Source organism: Ralstonia sp. UNC404CL21Col, from assembly GCF_000620465.1.
Classification (GTDB): domain Bacteria; phylum Pseudomonadota; class Gammaproteobacteria; order Burkholderiales; family Burkholderiaceae; genus Ralstonia; species Ralstonia flatus.
In genome coordinates this window covers 1,060,267-1,076,647 of sequence record NZ_JIBE01000003.1, presented here as the reverse complement: position 1 = coordinate 1,076,647, position 16,381 = coordinate 1,060,267, and the positions used below count along the sequence as shown (strand labels likewise).

At 64.1% G+C, this 16,381-nt stretch carries 18 protein-coding genes; 4 read left to right on the top strand and 14 right to left on the bottom strand.

Annotated elements, in window-relative coordinates; translation table 11 throughout:
• Nucleotides 1-29: 29 nt before the first annotated feature.
• The 12 genes from N511_RS0105095 to N511_RS0105040 all read right to left on the bottom strand — a co-directional run bounded on the left by N511_RS0105095 (nucleotide 30) and on the right by N511_RS0105040 (nucleotide 9,865).
• Nucleotides 30-683, bottom strand: coding sequence for an LON peptidase substrate-binding domain-containing protein (locus tag N511_RS0105095; protein WP_027678305.1), 654 nt, complete (start codon nucleotides 681-683; stop codon nucleotides 30-32).
• A gap of 105 nt (nucleotides 684-788) precedes the next feature.
• Nucleotides 789-1,682: an RNase adapter RapZ gene (gene rapZ, locus N511_RS0105090; RefSeq protein ID WP_027678304.1), complete on the bottom strand. Its 894-nt coding sequence runs from the start codon at nucleotides 1,680-1,682 to the stop codon at nucleotides 789-791.
• Between the two features lie 94 nt (nucleotides 1,683-1,776).
• A complete protein-coding gene (locus N511_RS0105085) occupies nucleotides 1,777-2,118 on the bottom strand; it encodes a PsiF family protein (RefSeq protein ID WP_027678303.1) in 342 nt (113 codons plus the stop codon).
• Between the two features lie 186 nt (nucleotides 2,119-2,304).
• Entirely contained in the window at nucleotides 2,305-3,279 is a 975-nt protein-coding gene (gene hprK / locus N511_RS0105080; protein ID WP_004633393.1) for an HPr(Ser) kinase/phosphatase, read from the bottom strand.
• Between the two features lie 73 nt (nucleotides 3,280-3,352).
• Nucleotides 3,353-3,808, bottom strand: coding sequence for a PTS IIA-like nitrogen regulatory protein PtsN (ptsN, locus tag N511_RS0105075; RefSeq protein WP_012761097.1), 456 nt, complete (start codon nucleotides 3,806-3,808; stop codon nucleotides 3,353-3,355).
• A gap of 346 nt (nucleotides 3,809-4,154) precedes the next feature.
• Nucleotides 4,155-4,508, bottom strand: coding sequence for a ribosome hibernation-promoting factor, HPF/YfiA family (gene hpf / locus N511_RS0105070; protein WP_004633388.1), 354 nt, complete (start codon nucleotides 4,506-4,508; stop codon nucleotides 4,155-4,157).
• Between the two features lie 50 nt (nucleotides 4,509-4,558).
• Nucleotides 4,559-6,070 (bottom strand): RNA polymerase factor sigma-54, encoded by a 1,512-nt coding sequence (locus N511_RS0105065; protein WP_027678302.1) that lies wholly within the window; start codon nucleotides 6,068-6,070, stop codon nucleotides 4,559-4,561.
• 96 nt (nucleotides 6,071-6,166) lie between these two features.
• The gene (gene lptB, locus N511_RS0105060; RefSeq protein ID WP_004633384.1) at nucleotides 6,167-6,955 is read right to left on the bottom strand and encodes an LPS export ABC transporter ATP-binding protein; all 789 of its coding nucleotides are present in this window, start codon (nucleotides 6,953-6,955) and stop codon (nucleotides 6,167-6,169) included.
• Nucleotides 6,956-6,985: 30 nt separating this feature from the next.
• Nucleotides 6,986-7,573, bottom strand: coding sequence for a lipopolysaccharide transport periplasmic protein LptA (gene lptA / locus N511_RS0105055; protein WP_027678301.1), 588 nt, complete (start codon nucleotides 7,571-7,573; stop codon nucleotides 6,986-6,988).
• A gap of 59 nt (nucleotides 7,574-7,632) precedes the next feature.
• Complete coding sequence (lptC, locus tag N511_RS0105050) at nucleotides 7,633-8,265, bottom strand: LPS export ABC transporter periplasmic protein LptC (RefSeq protein ID WP_027678300.1); 633 nt, start codon at nucleotides 8,263-8,265, stop codon at nucleotides 7,633-7,635.
• A gap of 4 nt (nucleotides 8,266-8,269) precedes the next feature.
• A complete protein-coding gene (locus N511_RS0105045) occupies nucleotides 8,270-8,866 on the bottom strand; it encodes a KdsC family phosphatase (RefSeq protein WP_027678299.1) in 597 nt (198 codons plus the stop codon).
• 15 nt (nucleotides 8,867-8,881) lie between these two features.
• On the bottom strand, nucleotides 8,882-9,865 hold the full coding sequence (locus N511_RS0105040) for a KpsF/GutQ family sugar-phosphate isomerase (protein ID WP_027678298.1): 984 nt from the start codon (nucleotides 9,863-9,865) through the stop codon (nucleotides 8,882-8,884).
• A 305-nt stretch (nucleotides 9,866-10,170) separates the two neighbouring features.
• Here N511_RS0105040 and N511_RS0105035 point away from each other — a divergent pair, with 305 nt between their 5' ends.
• Nucleotides 10,171-12,150: a monovalent cation:proton antiporter family protein gene (locus N511_RS0105035; protein ID WP_027678297.1), complete on the top strand. Its 1,980-nt coding sequence runs from the start codon at nucleotides 10,171-10,173 to the stop codon at nucleotides 12,148-12,150.
• 9 nt (nucleotides 12,151-12,159) lie between these two features.
• Here N511_RS0105035 and N511_RS0105030 read toward each other — a convergent pair whose 3' ends face one another.
• Together N511_RS0105030 and N511_RS0105025 are read right to left on the bottom strand one after the other, a co-directional pair.
• Complete coding sequence (locus tag N511_RS0105030) at nucleotides 12,160-12,564, bottom strand: ribbon-helix-helix domain-containing protein (protein ID WP_027678296.1); 405 nt, start codon at nucleotides 12,562-12,564, stop codon at nucleotides 12,160-12,162.
• Between the two features lie 39 nt (nucleotides 12,565-12,603).
• Entirely contained in the window at nucleotides 12,604-13,182 is a 579-nt protein-coding gene (locus N511_RS0105025) for a DJ-1/PfpI family protein (RefSeq protein ID WP_027678295.1), read from the bottom strand.
• Between the two features lie 108 nt (nucleotides 13,183-13,290).
• Between N511_RS0105025 and N511_RS0105020 the strand changes: the two genes are divergently transcribed.
• From N511_RS0105020 to N511_RS0105010, 3 genes are all read left to right on the top strand, one after another.
• Nucleotides 13,291-13,899: an adenine phosphoribosyltransferase gene (locus N511_RS0105020; protein ID WP_051530827.1), complete on the top strand. Its 609-nt coding sequence runs from the start codon at nucleotides 13,291-13,293 to the stop codon at nucleotides 13,897-13,899.
• Nucleotides 13,900-14,023: 124 nt separating this feature from the next.
• Entirely contained in the window at nucleotides 14,024-14,644 is a 621-nt protein-coding gene (locus N511_RS0105015; protein WP_027678293.1) for a LysE family translocator, read from the top strand.
• 19 nt (nucleotides 14,645-14,663) lie between these two features.
• On the top strand, nucleotides 14,664-16,340 hold the full coding sequence (locus N511_RS0105010) for a Na/Pi cotransporter family protein (RefSeq protein WP_027678292.1): 1,677 nt from the start codon (nucleotides 14,664-14,666) through the stop codon (nucleotides 16,338-16,340).
• Nucleotides 16,341-16,381: the final 41 nt, after the last annotated feature.

Sequence of the window (16,381 nt, the reverse complement as noted above, 5' to 3'; positions counted from 1 at the left end):
CACCCCGGGCAGGCCGGGCCGAGTTGGCATCACAGAATGTGATGCTGCTTCATGTAGCGATGGACGATCTCGATGCGCATGCCGGCGTCCATCAACTCCATCAACTTCTGTTTGGCCTTGAGCGGCACCGGCAGCAGTTCACACAGCCGATTTGCGACCCAGCTTGGGCTGTTCCATTCGTAGGGTTCGACCATCGGAACGTTGCCGTCTTCGCGTGAGCCGAGCGTCGTGATGATGCGGCGCAGGGCGCCCACGCAATCGTCGAAGAGTTCGCCCTTGCAGTCTTCCACGTCCGCGCCGATGGGTTCGACCGTGCCGCGCATGAGCCCGTTGGGCGTCGTCTCGAACGACAGCACCTTGAAGCGCTGCGTACCACGCACCTTGATCATCAGCAGGCCCAACTGCTCCATATCGCATTCGGTGATGTGGGCAATGCAGCCCACGTCGACCGGCACGGTCGGGTTGTCGGTGGTGCCGACTTCGTTGCCGCGCTCGATCAGGCAGACGCCGAACGGCGTCTTGTCGCGCAGGCACGTGCGCACCATGTCCATGTAGCGGGCTTCGAAAATGCGCAGCGGGAGAAGGCCGCCCGGAAACAGTACCGTGTGCAACGGAAACAGCGGCAACTCAGTGGGCAGCGGCGGCAGCGGCGAGAACGGTGAGAGAGCGATGTCTTCTTGCATGGACGAGCTTTTGGCAGGCGGCGGGCAAGACTTCCACGCGGCGCCGCGCAAGAAGCCGCATCCAAATCGGGCTGGCCGGCGCGCCTGGATGTATCGGGCGCGCGGTCAGCCGTCTACGGCCAATTCGCGGTGGCGGACCAACACATTACCATGGGCCCGGAAGTACGTGGCAAGCCGTTCCGCGATGTACACGGAACGATGCTGGCCACCCGTACAGCCGATCGCGACGGTCAGGTAGCTGCGGTTGTCGGCGATGAAACTCGGCAGCCACTTTTCCACGTAAGCGCGAATGTCTTCCGCCATCGCAAGCACCATCGGCTGGCTTTGCAGGAAATCGATGACGGGTTGATCGCGGCCCGTGAGCGGACGCAATTGCGTGTCGTAGTACGGGTTGGGCAGCGAACGCACATCGAAGACGAGATCGGCGTCGGTGGGCACGCCATGCTTGAAGCCGAACGATTCGAACATCAACGTGATGTCGTGCGGTTCGTCGCTGATGAATTCTTTGATGTATGCGCGCAGGGCGTTGGTGCGCAGCGTGCTGGTGTCGATGCGATGTGCCGGATCGGCGAGCGGGCTGAGCAGCTCGCGTTCCATCTCGATCGCTTCGATGAGCGAGGTGTCGAGGCCCTTGGCGGCGGCCTGTACGTTGGCGGCGGTATCGGGGCGGCCGTTACGGATCGACAGCGGATGCCGGCGGCGCGTCTCGGAATAGCGCTGCACCAGCGCGTTCGTGCTCGCCGTCAAAAACAGCATGCGCACGTCGTGTTCCTTGCGCAGCACGGTGACCGTCTCGGGCACCTTGCGCAGCGATTCACGGCTGCGGATGTCAGTGGCCACGCCCAGATGCGTATAACCCTGGTCCGCCAGATAGCGCGCCAGTTCGGGGATGAACTGCGCGGGCAGATTGTCGACGCAGTAGTAACCTGCGTCTTCGAGCACGTTCAGGGCGACCGATTTCCCTGAACCCGACATACCGGTGATGAGAATGATCCGCATGCCGCGAGGATAGCATCCCTGTGTTGCAAAGCAGCGACCAACAAAAAAGGCGACCGATCCGGCCGCCTTTTTCCGAGCGAGGTTAAGGGACTGCTCAGCCCTTCGAGAGGCACGCTTTCTGGGCGTTCTTGTACTCGTCGCCCTTCTTGCCCTTGTTGGCCTTGGAGCAGGCTGCCATCTTTTCCTGCTGCGTCATCGGCTTGGCGGCCGCAGCCGGTTTGTCCGACAGGCAGCCTTTCATGAAAGCCTTGCGCTCGTCGCCCTTCTTGCCGGCGGCGTCCATGTTGCATTGCTTCATCTTGTCTTGCTGCGAATTCTTGGCTGCCGGGGCGGCAGCAGGTGCGGCCGGCGCGGCTGCGGGTGCGCTGCCTTGGGCGAAAGCCTGGCCGGCCAGGAACGGGAGCGCCAGGGCGCAAGCGGCAATCAGTTGTTTCATCGTCGTATTCTCCTTGGTACCGTCAGAAGAGCGGGCGAAAACAAGCCGCCGCGCTCGCGATGAACGCCGCCGCGTTGTGTGCTCGGCGCATTCCCTCCCACAACGGGGCGGCCGCACGTCGGGTTGACGTTTCGCAGCGAAAACTAGGGTAAACCGGTCTGAATACGAAACTTTGTGGCGGCCTTGTTAAAGCAGACGGCCCTGGGGCGAGTGCGATGCGGCTTCTGCCTGCATGGCGGCGCGCTGGCGGTCCATGAAGTCGCGCAACGTATCAATGCCGCGCAGACGCAGGATGGTATTGCGCACGGCGGCTTCGACCAGCACGGCCAAGTTGCGGCCGGCCGCCACCTGGATCTTCACCATGTGGATCGGCAACCCGAGCACATCGAGGTATTGCGAATCGAGCGGCAGGCGTTCGAACTCGCCATCGTTGCGGCGCACGAGCTGCACGATCAGCTTGATCTTCATCTTCCGGCGCACTGCCGTTTCACCGAAGATCGTCTTGATGTCGAGCAGGCCCAGGCCGCGCACTTCCAGCAGGTTCTGCAGCAGCGGCGGGCAGCGACCTTCAATGAAGTCCGGACCCAGCCGCACGAAGTCGACTGCGTCGTCGGCAACGAGGCCGTGGCCGCGCGAGATCAGTTCCAGGCCCAACTCGCTCTTGCCCAGACCCGAATCGCCCATGATCAGGACGCCCATGCCGAGGATGTCGAGAAACACCCCGTGCATCGTCACGCGCGGTGCGGAGATGCGCGACAGGTACAAGCGCAGGTGATCGATGACGGCAGCCGAGGAAATCGGCGACGTGAACAGCGGCGTAGACGAACGCGTGCAGCGCAGCTCCAGGTCCGGGGGCGGATCCACACCATCGGCCACGACCAGGAAGGGCGGCTCCAGCAAGATCAGCTCGCCCATCTGTCGCTTGCGGTTTTCTTCCGACAGGCGCTGATAGTAGGTGATCTCGGGCTTGCCGAGCACCTGGATGCGATTCGGATGGATGAGGTTCAAGTGCCCGACCAAGTCCGCTGCGGAGGTCGCTTCCTTGGCGAAGTCCACGTCGAACGCGCGGTCCGCGCCCTCCAGGCCGGCGACCCACGACAGCTTCAGATCGGCTGCGTTGTCGTCAAAGATCGATTGGGCGATGACGCCGGTCAGTTCCATAGCAGGGCACGGTGGTGCCGACGGGGCATAGCGCGTTCGCAATCGGTTGCGCTTGCCCCCGATTGCGCTGCGATCAGGGCCGCCAGTCGGTCAGTAGCTGGTGAATCGCCTCGGGCGACGGCAGGGTGGCGAGGCCTTCGCGCATGTCACGGTCGGACAGCAGCTGGGCGATTTCAGACAGGATTTCCAGATGCTGCTGGGTGGCCTGTTCAGGCACCAGCAGGAAGATCAGTAGCGAGACCGGTTTGCCGTCGGGTGATTCAAAGGGCACCGGTTCGGACAGGCGCATGAAAGCGGCCAGCGGTTGCTTGAGCCCCTTGATGCGCCCGTGCGGGATCGCCACGCCGGCGCCCAGGCCTGTGGAGCCCAGCGATTCGCGCGCGAACAGGTTGTCGGTGACGACTGCGCGCGTCACGCCGTGGTTGTTCTCGAACAGCAGGCCGGCCTGTTCAAATACCCGCTTTTTGCTGGTTACGCTGACGTCGAGGGCAATGTTCCCGGGCGGCAGCAGTTTGGCCAAGCGATTCATGTGCAATGCGTGAAATGAGCGGCGTCCTTCTGCACCAAGATGGCGCGCGGACAATGGGGTCATTATAGACCACGTGCCGCGCGGCTTTGTGCGGCGCACCAGCGGTGCACCGCGCAGGGCAGAGAAGCGAATCCCCCAGGGCTGCGATCAGCCGGTGCCGGCACTGTGCGCCCGGCATCGACCCTGTTTTTGCCAGCATCGCGCCAAAAGCCGCGCCACGCCAGCATTCATACTTTCGTCAGATTTTAGCCCGACTTAAATCCGTTGCAATCGGATTCGTCACGAATGCACCACGGCATAAAAAAACCGCGCCAACTCGGGGCGCGGTTTTTGCGGTGCCGTCCTGCTATTGCTGCATCTGCACGGCCTGGAAGGCTTGGTGCTTCATGCTGTCGCGATCGTGCCCTTGCACGCGGTCCTTGTACTTGATCACTTGCCTGTCCAGTTTGTCGACGAGTAGGTCAATGGCCGCATAAAGATCTTCATGGTGTGATTCGACGAAGACGTCCTTACCTTTGAGGTGCAGGTTGATTTCCGCGTACTGACGCCGATCCTTCTCCTTGTGGTTATCGACCGATAGCAACACGCTGACGCCAATCACCTGATCGAAGTGCCTGATCACACGCTCCAGTTTCGTTTCCACGTACTCACGCAAAGCAGGCGTGATGTCCAGGTGGTGTCCACTGAGTTTGAAGTTCATAGCGGTTCTCCTTCTCAAGATGAGCCGCACCGGAACTGCCCGCGATGCGGCTATAAAGACTTGCGCAAATTCACTGCAGGGATCTTGAGGGCTTCGCGGTATTTGGCCACCGTCCGACGGGCCACCACGAATCCTTGTTCGCCTAACAGTTCGGCAATTCTGCTATCGGACAGAGGATTCTTCGGGTCTTCGGCTCCTACAAGTTGCTTGATGAGCGCGCGTATCGCGGTAGATGACGCGGCCCCGCCGGTTTCCGTCGATACATGGCTGCCGAAGAAGTACTTCAACTCGAACGTCCCCATCGGGGTCGCCATGTATTTGTTCGTTGTCACACGGGAGATCGTGGACTCGTGTAGACCCAGTGTATCGGCTATTTCCCGCAAAACCAAGGGGCGCATGGCGATTTCGCCGTGCGTGAAGAAGCTCTTTTGACGCTCGACAATCGCTTGCGAGACACGCAGGATCGTATCGAAGCGCTGCTGAATGTTCTTGATCAGCCAACGTGCTTCCTGCAGCTTCTGCTGCAGATTGGCGGCGCCTGATTCACCGCGACTGCTGCGCAGGATTTGCGCGTACATGTCGTTGATGCGCAGTCGCGGCATGACGTCGGGGTTCAGCTGCGCCATCCAGCCTGCGCTTGTCTTGCGCACGACCACGTCGGGCACCACGAAGTCCGCTTCGGCGCGACCGAACGCGTGACCCGGAAACGGCGCCAGTGAACGAATCAGCTCATGCGCGGCTTTGAGTGCAGGCTCATCGACCGAGAGTGCCTTCTTCAGGCGCGTGTAATCGCGCGCGGCAAGCAGTTCAAGATGCTGATTGACGATGATGAGTGCCAGCGCTTTCGCGGGCGAGTCGAGCCGATGCAGTTGCAATGACAGGCATTCGGCCGCCGAGCGTGCGCCGATGCCGGGCGGATCAAAGCTCTGCAGCATGCGCAGCGCGGCTTGCAGTTCGTCAAGTTCGACTTCGAGTTCGGCCGGCAGATCTGCGAGGATTTCGTCGAGCGTGCCCGAAAGATAACCTTCGTCGTCGAGCGACTCGATCAGGAAGATGACGAGACCCTTGTCGCGCATCGAGAGCTTGAGCGGCGCGAGTTGTTCCATGAGGAATTCGCGCAGGCTTTGCTCGGCTTCGCGCAATTGCAGTGGCGCGCGATCGTCTTCGTCGGATTGCGGCTTGCGGGCGAAGTCGTCTAGGCTCCAGTCGGAGCGGTCGGAGCCGTAATCGCTGTCGAAATCGGCGCCGCTGTCGTGGCCGTTCTCGTAGCTGTTGTCGGCGCTGTCGCTGTTGTCGCCACCGTTGGGTGCAGGCGAAGGCGATTCTGTGGGCAGGGGTGTGGCGCTGTTGCTTTGCAGCGCGCTCACGGAGCCGTCTGCGCCAATGCGCGCGGAAGTGTCGAGCCACTCGTTTTCCCGCTCCAGCAGCGGGTTTTCGGTCAGGGCTTGCTCAACTTCCTGCTGCAGTTCAATGGTCGACAGTTGCAGCAATCGAATTGATTGCTGCAACTGCGGCGTGAGCGCGAGGTGCTGAGAGAGGCGGAGCTGGAGCGACTGTTTCATGCGGGCTATTCTATGCCCAACACTTCGCCGATGGAACGGATTTTGCTTTAAGGTGCGGCTTTGCCACGTCCTTAAGGCGTAAGCGTGCAGCGCGGCTTACATCCGGAAGTTATCGCCCAGATAGACCTTGCGTACATCCTCGTTTTCGATGATCTGCTCCGGCATGCCCGCGGCGAGCACGGTGCCTTCGCTGATGATGTAGGCGTGATCGCAGATGCCCAGCGTTTCGCGCACGTTGTGATCGGTGATCAGCACGCCGATGTTGCGGTCTTTCAGGAAGCTGACGATGCGTTGGATTTCACCGACCGCGATCGGGTCGACGCCGGCAAACGGTTCATCGAGCAGGATGAAACGCGGCGACGAGGCGAGTGCGCGCGCGATTTCCACGCGGCGACGCTCACCGCCCGAGAGCGACAGCGCCGGGTTGTCGCGCAGGTGAGCGATCTGCAAGTCGTCGAGCAAGCCGTCGAGGCGGCGATTGACTTCGTCTTGCGACAGCTTCTTGCCGTTCTGCTCCTGCAGCTCGAGCACCGCGCGGATGTTTTCCTGCACGTTGAGCTTGCGGAACACCGACGCTTCCTGCGGCAAATACGACAGGCCCATGCGCGCCCGCTGATGGATCGGCAGGCGGCTGATGTGCTCGCCGTCGAGCACGATGTCGCCGGCGTCCAGCGCCACCAGGCCGACGATCATGTAGAACGAGGTCGTCTTACCCGCGCCGTTGGGGCCAAGCAGACCCACCACTTCGCCGCTTTTCACGTCGAGCGATACGTCCTTGACCACCGTGCGCGTGCCGTAGCGCTTCTTCAGATGGCGGACGACCAGCGTGCTGGAAGTCGTGGCCTGCGGCGCTGCAGTTTTCGGGGCGAGAGTGGTGGCGGACATAAGCGAAGCAGAAAAGACAGGCGATACGGATCAGGGCTTGGCGGCTGGGGCAGGTGCCGGCGCGGCAGGCGTGCTCGTGCGCGGCGCGAGAACGGCGCGCACGCGGCCCGACGGGTTGGCGGCGGTGGCGTTTTCAGCGCCGCCCGAGGCCGTGTAGAACTCCTTCTGGCCGTCGTATGTGATGACCGCGCCGCGGATCTCGTCGAGCTGCGTCGCGCCTTGCAGGCGCTCCATGCGGGCACGGGTGATCAGCTTGGAAATCTCTTGCTTGCCGTCGTATTCGATGCGCTCGCCCCAACCCTGAATGTACTCGTCGACGTTGTCGCGCTTCTGGCGAATGAAGGCGAGATTGCCGGGCTTGGAGGTGGCGACGGCGTAGTTGTAGCCCTCGGGGTCGGTCCGCAGATCGGCCTGGTCGGAGCGCAGCACCATGGTGCCCTTGGTCAGCACCACGTTGCCGGTCAGGTGATAGACCTGCTTCAGATCGTCGTAGCTGGCGTTGTCGGCTTCGAGCACGAGCGGCTTGTCGCGATCGGCGCGCTCGGCGTGCGCGGGCAGGGCCGGAAGCAGCAGCGCAGCGGCGATGGCGAGGCCGGCAGCACGGAGGGAATCAGTCATGGGGATCACGTCGGAGAAGGGCGCGGTCGGTGGGCGTTGTCAGGTGTCGGGGGCAGAGTTTACTGCTTCGGCGCCCCCAGCCCTTCGATTCGGCCGCGCACGTTGCCCAGCAATTGTACTTGGCGCGTCACGTTGTTGAAGATGAGGCCGTTGGCGTTCATGATCGACGGCCCGCGATGCAGCTCGACCGGCTTGTCGGTGCGCACGATGTCGTCGTTGAGCAGCACCTGGAAGTAGGTCGAGTCGGCCGTCATCAGTGGGTCCTGGCGGGCGTCGGGCCCTTGTGCGCGGATGACCTTGGCGTTGTTGTACAGATCGATGATGGAGCCGTCGCCGTTCATCTTGCCGAGATCCGCGCGGGCGGTGACCTGCGGCCGATCGGGCGCATAGACGCGCAGCGCCGGATAGGTGACGTCGTAGGTCAGGTCGTCCTCATAGTGATTCATGTGGACGCCGGTAAAGCGGTATTTGGTCGTGCCGGTCTCGTCGAGCGCCGTGGCCGAGATGCCGTCCATGGTGTAGTCGGGGATGTGGCGCTTGGGTTGCGTGGCGGCTTCGTCGGTTTGCGGTGTGTTGACCTGCACGAGCAGGAACGTGACGCCGCAGACGATCGCCATCAGCAGGATCGGCAGCCCGCGCAGCATGATCTGCAGCACGGAGGAGACGAGGCGTTGGGAGCGTTCGCTGGCCATGGAGTCAGGAAGGTTGCGGGGCGTGCAGCAGTTGCGCGAGCAGGGCGTCGTAGGCGCCTTGTGCCTTGAGGATCAGGTCGGCCACCTCGCGCACGGCGCCGCGTCCGCCCGTGGCTTGCGCGACATAGTGAGCGCGGCCGCGCAGTTCGACATGGGCCTGAGCGGGGCAGGCGGCAAAGCCCACCATCGTCATCACCGGCAGGTCGGGCCAGTCGTCGCCCATGTAGCCGGCGTCGGCCGCTTGAAGTTGCGTGGCGGCCAGCAGGTGGGCAAACGCCTCGCGCTTGTCGGCTACGCCTTGGTACAGATGTTCGATGCCGAGTTCCCCGGCGCGCCAGGCGACGATTTCGGATTGCCGCCCGGTAATGATGGCCGACGTGACACCGGCCTGTGCCAGCAGCTTGATGCCGTGGCCGTCGAGCGTGTCGAATGCCTTGCTGATTTCTCCCTCGGGCCCCACGAGCAGGCGGCCGTCGGTCAGCACGCCATCGACGTCGAACACCATCAGGCGCACGCGCGCGGCGCGTTCCATTGCCTGCGGAAAGCGTGCGTCGATGTTGCTGTGGACGCTGTCGGCGGGAAACAGGGCCGGAGTGATCATCAGCGGCGTGGGCGGTCAGATGACCTTGGCCCGCGTCAGGTCGTGGATGTGCAGCGCGCCCACCAGCAGGCCGGCGGCATCCACCACCAGCAACTGGTTGATCCGGTGCGTTTCCATGACTTCGACGGCTTCAACGGCGAGCTGGTCGGGACCGACCGAGCGCGGGTTGCGGTGCATGACCTCGTGGATGGGCACCGTGCGCCAGTCGCGCGGGGTTTCGAGCAGGCGGCGCAGGTCGCCGTCAGTGAACACGCCCACGGCATGGCCATCGGCATCGACCACGGCGGTCATCGCCATGCCCTTGCGGGTGATTTCCATCAGCGCTTGCGACAGCGGCGTGTCTTCATTCACGCGCGGGATGGCGTCGCCGGCGCGCATGACGTCACGCACGTGCGTCAGCAGCTTGCGGCCGAGCGATCCACCCGGATGCGAGCGGGCGAAATCTTCGGCACCGAAGCCACGCGCGTCGAGCACGGCCACGGCCAGCGCATCGCCCAGCGCAATCTGCGCGGTGGTGCTGGCGGTGGGCGCAAGGTTCAGCGGGCAGGCTTCGACATCGACGTGGGAGTTGAGCACCACGTCGGCGTGCTTGCCGAGCGAGGACTCCGGGTTGCCCGTGACGGCGATCAGCTTGGCGCCGAGCCGCTTGACGAGCGGCAGGATGACGTTCAGCTCCGAGACTTCGCCGGAATTGGAAAAGCCGATGAAAACGTCGTCGCGCGTGACCATGCCGAGGTCGCCATGGCTGGCTTCGGCGGGGTGCACGAAGAACGCCGGCGTGCCGGTCGAGGCGAGCGTCGCGGCAATCTTGCGCGCCACATGGCCCGATTTGCCCATGCCGGACACGACGACGCGCCCGGTGCAGCCGAGCACCATTTCGACCGCACGCGCAAAGTCGGCGGACACCTGGGTTTTGAGACCGAGGACGGCTTGCGCTTCGATGTCGAAGGTTTGCTGCGCCAGCGCAAGTGCTCGATCCGGATTGAAATTCGCTATCATGGCGGCGAAGTATAACAACGATTGACACTGTTCTCGGCCGCGGGTGGCGCGTCGGGGCTTGACTTGCGGGGAGTGGCGGAGCGGGCGCTCCGTTTTGCTGCGCCGCGGCAATCGGCTTTCAAATCACTTTTCTTCCCGTCGCCACGCCGTCATTTTTTGCTGTGCGGCGTCTCGCGTATCGCGTTCTTCGTTTATACCCTGGCATCGGTCTTGCAGCGCCTGCGTGCTCGTTTGTGCACGCACCGTCCTGATGCGCGGGTGCTGGCCCTCCTGTCCAACCCCTTTCGATCGGTTTTTCGCGTCGCATGCATTCGCCGCTGGAACTCACCCTTGTGTTGTTGGCCGCTGCCGTCATCGGCGTGGTGCTGTTCCGCATGCTGCAATTGCCGCCGATGCTGGCCTACCTCGTGGTGGGCGTGCTCATTGGGCCGAAGGCGACGGGGCTGGAGTCCGATTCTGCCCAGACGCGCTATCTGGCCGAGTTCGGGGTGGTGTTCCTGATGTTTTCGATCGGGCTGGAGTTCAACCTCTCCAAGCTTCGTTCGATGCGACGGCTGGTGCTGGGGCTCGGGGCGTCACAGGTGGTGCTGACCATGCTGCTGACGATTCCTGTGTCGATGCTGCTGTCGCACTGGTATCCGCTGTCGTGGCAGGCCGGGCTGGCGCTGGGCGGCGCGTTGGCGATGTCGTCCACGGCCATCGTCTCGAAGATGCTGGCCGAGCGCTTGCAGCTGGAAACCGAGCACGGCCGCAACATCATCAGCGTGCTGTTGTTCCAGGATCTGGCGGTGGTGCTGCTGCTGATCGTCATCCCGTCGCTGGGCAAGAACCCGACCGACCTAGCGCTGGCGCTTTCGGTGGCAGCCCTGAAGATCACCGTTGCGCTGGTGCTGATCCTGTTCCTGGGGCAGAAGCTCTTGTCGCGCTGGTTCCACCTGGTGGCGGCACGGCGCTCGCAAGAACTCTTCATGCTGAACCTGCTGCTGGTCACGCTGGGCATGGCCGCGCTGACGGAGCGGCTGGGCCTGTCGATGGCGCTGGGCGCGTTCCTGGCGGGCATGCTGGTGTCGGAAACACCGTACAAGCTGCAGGTGGAAGAAGACATCAAGCCCTTCCGCGACGTGCTGCTGGGGCTGTTCTTCGTGACGGTCGGCATGCTGCTGGACCCGCGCGTGGTCTTCGAGCATTGGGCGCTGGTGCTGGGCCTGGTCATGGCGCCGGTGCTGTTCAAGTTCGTGCTGATTGCGCTGCTGGCGCGGGCCTTCGGTTCCGGTGGCGGTGCGGCGATCCGTACGGCCCTGGGGCTGGCGCAGGCCGGTGAGTTCGGCTTCGTGCTGCTCAACCAGATTGACGGCATGAAGCTCATCGACCCGCTGCTCGGCCAGGCGATCCTGGCGGCGATGCTGCTGTCGATGCTGCTGGCGCCGTTCCTGATCCAGTACAGCGATGTGATCGCGATGCGGCTGTCGCGCACGGATTGGCTGATGCAGTCGCTGGCCATGACCAAGATCGCCGCGCAGAGCATCGCCACCGAGCGCCACGTCATCATCTGCGGCTACGGGCGAAGCGGCCAGAACCTGGCGCACATGGTGGAGCAGGAAGGCATCGGCTACGTCGCGCTGGATCTGGACCCCGACCGCGTGCGCGAGGCCGCAGCCGCGGGCGAGCATGTCGTCTATGGCGATGCGGCGCGGCGCGAGTCGCTGGTGGCCGCCGGTATCCACCGCGCAGCGGCGGTCGCCATTACCTACGCCGACACGGCGTCTGCATTGAAGGTGCTGCACCACGTGCAGGCCCTGGAGCCGACCCTGCCCGTGATCGTGCGCACCATCGACGATGCGGACCTCGACCGCCTGCAGCAAGCCGGCGCCACGGAGGTCGTCCCCGAGATCATCGAAGGGAGCCTGATGTTGGCCTCGCACGCGCTGGTGCTGCTGGGCGTGCCCTTGCGCCGCGTGGTGCGCCGTGCGCAGGAAATGCGCGACGCGCGCTACAGCCTGCTGCGCGGCTACTTCCACGGCCAGGATGACGAGGAAGACATGCTCGAGCGCGACGCCGTGCGTCTGCATTCGGTGCCGCTGGCCAAGGGGTCGCCCGCCATCGGCCACAAGCTCGGGACGATGGGGCTGGAGACCTTCAAGACGTCGGTCACGGCGATCCGGCGCCAGGGTATTCGTGCGCTCGATCCCGATCCGGACACCGTGCTGGAACTGGGCGATATCGTCGTGCTGCGCGGCACGCCCGAGGGGCTGCAGATGGCGGAGGAGCGGCTCTCGCCGCGTTGATGCGCGGGCTTACTTGACGAGCGCTTCGAGCAGCGGCCCCCGCGAGCGGCGCGGCGGCGGGGTATCGGCCAAGTTGGGCGGCAGGCCATCGAGCACCGCTGCGGCGTCGAGCGAACTGATCGACACCCGTGTATCGGCGGGAATGCGCCCGTCCTGCTGCAGCATCAGATAGCGCAGGCAGCAGACGCGCAGGAACGACGCGAAATTCGCCACCTCGCCGCGTCGCTCCAACAGCTCGTCATAGAGTTTGCTGATGAGCTGGTTGACCGTCAGGCCGTCGCGCTGGCCGATCTCTTCGAGCACCTCCCAGAACAGGCATTCCAGCCGCACGCTGGTCGCCACGCCGTGCAGGCGGAGCGAGCGCGCGAGGCTGTCGTACGAATGGGGATTGGCGCGGATGAAGATTTCGCACATGGCCGGGCTCCTGGAGTGCCCGGCGTGCGGGCAACCGAGTCAGTGTAGAACCCGCGTGCCCAGGACTTCAAGAAACTGCGCCAACCAGGCCGGATGTGCCGGCCACGCGGGCGCCGTGACGAGCTTGCCGTCGGTGTGCGCCTGGTCGACGGGGATGTCCTTGAACGTGCCGCCTGCGGCCGTGACTTCCGGGCCACATGCCGGATAGGCGGAACACGTCTTGCCTTCCAGCACGCCCGCCGCCGACAGCAACTGGGCACCGTGGCAGATCGCGGCGACGGGCTTGTCCGCCTGGAAGAAGTGACGCACGACCTCCAGCACGCGGGCAGTCAGCCGCAGGTATTCGGGCGCCCGACCCCCGGGCACGACGAGTGCGTCGTACGTGGCCGGGTCGACGTCGGCAAACGTGGCGTTGAGGGTGAAGCGATGGCCGGGTTTTTCGGAGTACGTCTGTGCGTCTTCGAAATCGTGGACGGCGGTCGCCACGGAATCGCCGGCGCGCTTGTCCGGGCAGACAGCGTGCACCGTGTGGCCGACCATCAGCAGCGCCTGGAAAGGCACCATGACCTCGTAGTCCTCGACGTAGTCGCCAACCAGCATCAGAATTTTCTTTGCCATCGCCGTGTCTCCTGTATGGTTGCGGTTTCCCCATTGTGGTTTGGCGCCAATCGGCCCGGGTGGTAGCCCATTACCGCAGACCACGTTTCCTGCTTTCCTGTTTTTGCCATGAGCCAAGTCCCTCATCACCAGGCGGCGCTGCTGACGCCGTCGTCCGTTCCCGCGTCCACCGAACTGGGCGATGTGTCGCGCTACCTGCGTGACCGGATCCGCACGGTGCCGGATTGGCCGCAGGCCGGGGTGATGTTTCGCGACATCACGCCGCTGCTGCAGGACCCAAAGAGCCTGCGCGTGCTGGTGGACGTGTTCGTCCATCGCTACATGGGGCAGGGGCTGAACCTGGTGGCGGGCATCGATGCGCGCGGGTTCATCCTCGGCTCGATCGTGGCGTACGAGCTGAACCTGGGCTTCGTGCCGATCCGCAAGAAAGGCAAGCTGCCGTTCAACACGGTGGCCGAGGAGTACATGCTCGAATACGGCAGCGCGACGGTGGAAATCCATGCCGATGCCTGCAAGCCCGGCGACCGCGTCTTGTTGATCGACGATCTCATCGCCACCGGCGGCACCATGATGGCCGGCAAGCGCCTGCTGGAGCGACTCGGCGCGACGGTGGTGGAGGGCGCCGCGATTGTCGACCTGCCCGAACTGGGCGGCTCGCAATTGCTGATCGAAGGCGGTCTGCCGCTCTTCACGGTCTGCCGCTTCGACGGTCACTGAGCGGCCGGCAACGACGTGGCGTGATGCGCTAGCCGCATACATTCATGTGACAAAAATATGACGTTCTACTGCCGCGCGCAGTAGCATGAGCCTTTCCATTTTCGGCGCACACCGGGAGACGTCGATGCCACACGTAGTGCTGTTTCTGCTGACCTCGATCGCGATCACCGTGATGCCGGGGCCGGACAACCTTCAGGTCATCGCGCGCGGTGCCAGCCAGGGTCGCAAGGCCGGGTTGTCGGCTGCGGCTGGCTTTGCGTCAGGGTGCCTCTTTCATACGACGCTGGCGGCGCTCGGGCTGGCCGCCGTGCTGCAGTCGTCCCCGGTGGCGTTCCAGGCGATTCGTTGGCTGGGCGCCGCGTACCTGATCTGGCTGGGCGTCCAGGCACTGCGCAGCAAGGGCGGCGTCGGCCTGAATCCTGCTGGACCGCAGGCGGCACCCGACCTGTGGCGCGTGTATCGCCAGAGCGTCTTCGCCAATCTGCTCAACCCGAAGGTGACGTTGTTCTTCGTGGTGTTCCTGCCGCAGTTTGTTGATGCGCAGGCGGGCCACGCAGCGCTGCAGATGTTGCTGCTGGGCGGCGTGTTCATGGCGCAGACCATCGTCGTGTTCAGCATCTACGGCTGGTGCGCGGCGGCGCTGGGCGGTTGGATGCGCCGCACGCCACGCGCGTCGCTGTGGCTCGACCGGGTGAGCGGCTGTATTTTCATCGGGCTGGGCCTGCGCGTGGCCCTGACCAAATAAGCAAGACAGAACGGCATCGATGATCACCCTGCTTAAGCTGCTTTCCGGCGTCGCCCTGTTGGTGTGGGGCACGCAGACCGTCAAGGTCGGCATGTTGCGCCTCTATGGCGCGGACTTGCGTCGCCTGCTGTCGCGCAGCGTCTCGAACCGGTTCTCTGCGCTGCTGGCCGGCATCGGCGTGACGTGCCTTGTGCAGAGCAGTAATGCGACGGCCACCATCGTCGGGGCGTTTGTTGCGCAGGGGCTGATGGGCGTGTCGTCGGCGCTGGCGATTTTGCTGGGCGCCAACGTGGGCACGGCCATCATGGCGCAGGTGTTTGCGCTGGACCTGTCGTGGCTGTCGCCGTTGCTGATCTTCTTTGGCGTGATCCTGCATCTGTCGCGCAAGGGCAGCGCGGTGGGGCACTTTGGGCGGGTGCTGATCGGCCTGGGGCTGATCATGATGGCGCTGGAGCTGATCTCGATCGCGTCGAGCCCGATGGTGGAAGCCAATGCGCTGCGCGTGCTGTTGGGTTCCATCTCGTCAGACACCGGTCTGAACATGCTGATTGGCGCGGTGCTCACGCTGCTGTGCTATTCGAGTCTGGCCGTCGTGCTGTTCTGCGCGACGCTGGCGGCATCGGCCGCGGTGTCGGTCAAGGTGGCCTTTGCGATTGTGCTGGGCGCAAACATCGGCAGTGCCGTGGCCGCGTTGGCGACCACACCGTCATCGAGCCAGGCCGCGCGCCGCGCAACACTGGGCAACTTGCTGTCGCGCATGCTGGGCGCGGCGCTGGCGCTGCCGTTCCTGGACACACTGGCAGCGTGGGCGCCGCACGCGGGCGTGGCGCCGCAGCACGTGGTCGTGGCGTTTCATGTTGTGTTCAACGTCGCGCTGGCGGTGCTGCTGATCGGCTTTACCGAAGCGATGGCGCGACTGTGCGCCCGCATCCTGCCGGGCGGTGCGCATATCGACGATCTGGTTGCGCCGCGCTATCTCGATCCCTCTGCGCTGGCTACGCCAACGTTGGCGCTGGGCAACGCGGCGCGCGAGGTGCTGCGCATCGGCGATCGCGTTGAACACATGCTCGACAACACCCTGCGCGTGCTCAAGACCAACGATGTGCGCCTGCTGCAGACCACCCGTGCGATCGACGACGAGGTCGATGCGCTCTACACCGCCATCAAGCTCTATCTCACGCAGCTGAGCCACGAAGCGCTGGACGCGCGCGAGGGCAAGCGCTGGGCCGACATCATTTCGCTGACCATCAACCTCGAGCACGCCGGCGACATTCTCGACCGCATGCTCCAGGACGTGCGCGAGAAGAAGATCGCACACAAGCTGGCCTTTTCCGAGGCCGGCATGGAAGAGCTGGAAGACATGCACGGGCGCCTGGTCACGAACCTCAAGCTGGCGCTGTCGGTGTTTCTCACGGGCGACCTGCGCAGCGCGCAGAAGCTGATGCTGGAAAAGGCGCACTTCCGCGATCTGGAGAAACGCTACTCGCGCAGTCACCTGACGCGGATCTCTGCGCAGACGGCCGAGAGCATCGAGACCAGTTCGCTGCATCTGGACATCATCAGCGATTTCAAGCGATTGAATTCGTTGTTCTGCGCAGCCGCGTATCCGGTCCTGGATGAGGCCGGCGCGTTGAATCGCAGTCGCATGAAGGATGCGGACGAGGTGGGCACCGAGGCGGCGCCTGCCGGCCACTGAGGGGCAGCGTCGCCCCAACAGAAAGCGCAGCCGAAGCTGCG

What these genes read in the sequence shown, in the direction of transcription:
- N511_RS0105095 (WP_027678305.1), bottom strand. Translation starts at nt 683, where the DNA reads ATGCAAGAAGACATCGCTCTCTCACCGTTCTCGCCGCTGCCGCCGCTG.
- rapZ (WP_027678304.1), bottom strand. Translation starts at nt 1,682, where the DNA reads ATGCGGATCATTCTCATCACCGGTATGTCGGGTTCAGGGAAATCGGTC.
- N511_RS0105085 (WP_027678303.1), bottom strand. Translation starts at nt 2,118, where the DNA reads ATGAAACAACTGATTGCCGCTTGCGCCCTGGCGCTCCCGTTCCTGGCC.
- hprK (WP_004633393.1), bottom strand. Translation starts at nt 3,279, where the DNA reads ATGGAACTGACCGGCGTCATCGCCCAATCGATCTTTGACGACAACGCA.
- ptsN (WP_012761097.1), bottom strand. Translation starts at nt 3,808, where the DNA reads ATGAATCGCTTGGCCAAACTGCTGCCGCCCGGGAACATTGCCCTCGAC.
- hpf (WP_004633388.1), bottom strand. Translation starts at nt 4,508, where the DNA reads ATGAACTTCAAACTCAGTGGACACCACCTGGACATCACGCCTGCTTTG.
- N511_RS0105065 (WP_027678302.1), bottom strand. Translation starts at nt 6,070, where the DNA reads ATGAAACAGTCGCTCCAGCTCCGCCTCTCTCAGCACCTCGCGCTCACG.
- lptB (WP_004633384.1), bottom strand. Translation starts at nt 6,955, where the DNA reads ATGTCCGCCACCACTCTCGCCCCGAAAACTGCAGCGCCGCAGGCCACG.
- lptA (WP_027678301.1), bottom strand. Translation starts at nt 7,573, where the DNA reads ATGACTGATTCCCTCCGTGCTGCCGGCCTCGCCATCGCCGCTGCGCTG.
- lptC (WP_027678300.1), bottom strand. Translation starts at nt 8,265, where the DNA reads ATGGCCAGCGAACGCTCCCAACGCCTCGTCTCCTCCGTGCTGCAGATC.
- N511_RS0105045 (WP_027678299.1), bottom strand. Translation starts at nt 8,866, where the DNA reads ATGATCACTCCGGCCCTGTTTCCCGCCGACAGCGTCCACAGCAACATC.
- N511_RS0105040 (WP_027678298.1), bottom strand. Translation starts at nt 9,865, where the DNA reads ATGATAGCGAATTTCAATCCGGATCGAGCACTTGCGCTGGCGCAGCAA.
- N511_RS0105035 (WP_027678297.1), top strand. Translation starts at nt 10,171, where the DNA reads ATGCATTCGCCGCTGGAACTCACCCTTGTGTTGTTGGCCGCTGCCGTC.
- N511_RS0105030 (WP_027678296.1), bottom strand. Translation starts at nt 12,564, where the DNA reads ATGTGCGAAATCTTCATCCGCGCCAATCCCCATTCGTACGACAGCCTC.
- N511_RS0105025 (WP_027678295.1), bottom strand. Translation starts at nt 13,182, where the DNA reads ATGGCAAAGAAAATTCTGATGCTGGTTGGCGACTACGTCGAGGACTAC.
- N511_RS0105020 (WP_051530827.1), top strand. Translation starts at nt 13,291, where the DNA reads ATGAGCCAAGTCCCTCATCACCAGGCGGCGCTGCTGACGCCGTCGTCC.
- N511_RS0105015 (WP_027678293.1), top strand. Translation starts at nt 14,024, where the DNA reads ATGCCACACGTAGTGCTGTTTCTGCTGACCTCGATCGCGATCACCGTG.
- N511_RS0105010 (WP_027678292.1), top strand. Translation starts at nt 14,664, where the DNA reads ATGATCACCCTGCTTAAGCTGCTTTCCGGCGTCGCCCTGTTGGTGTGG.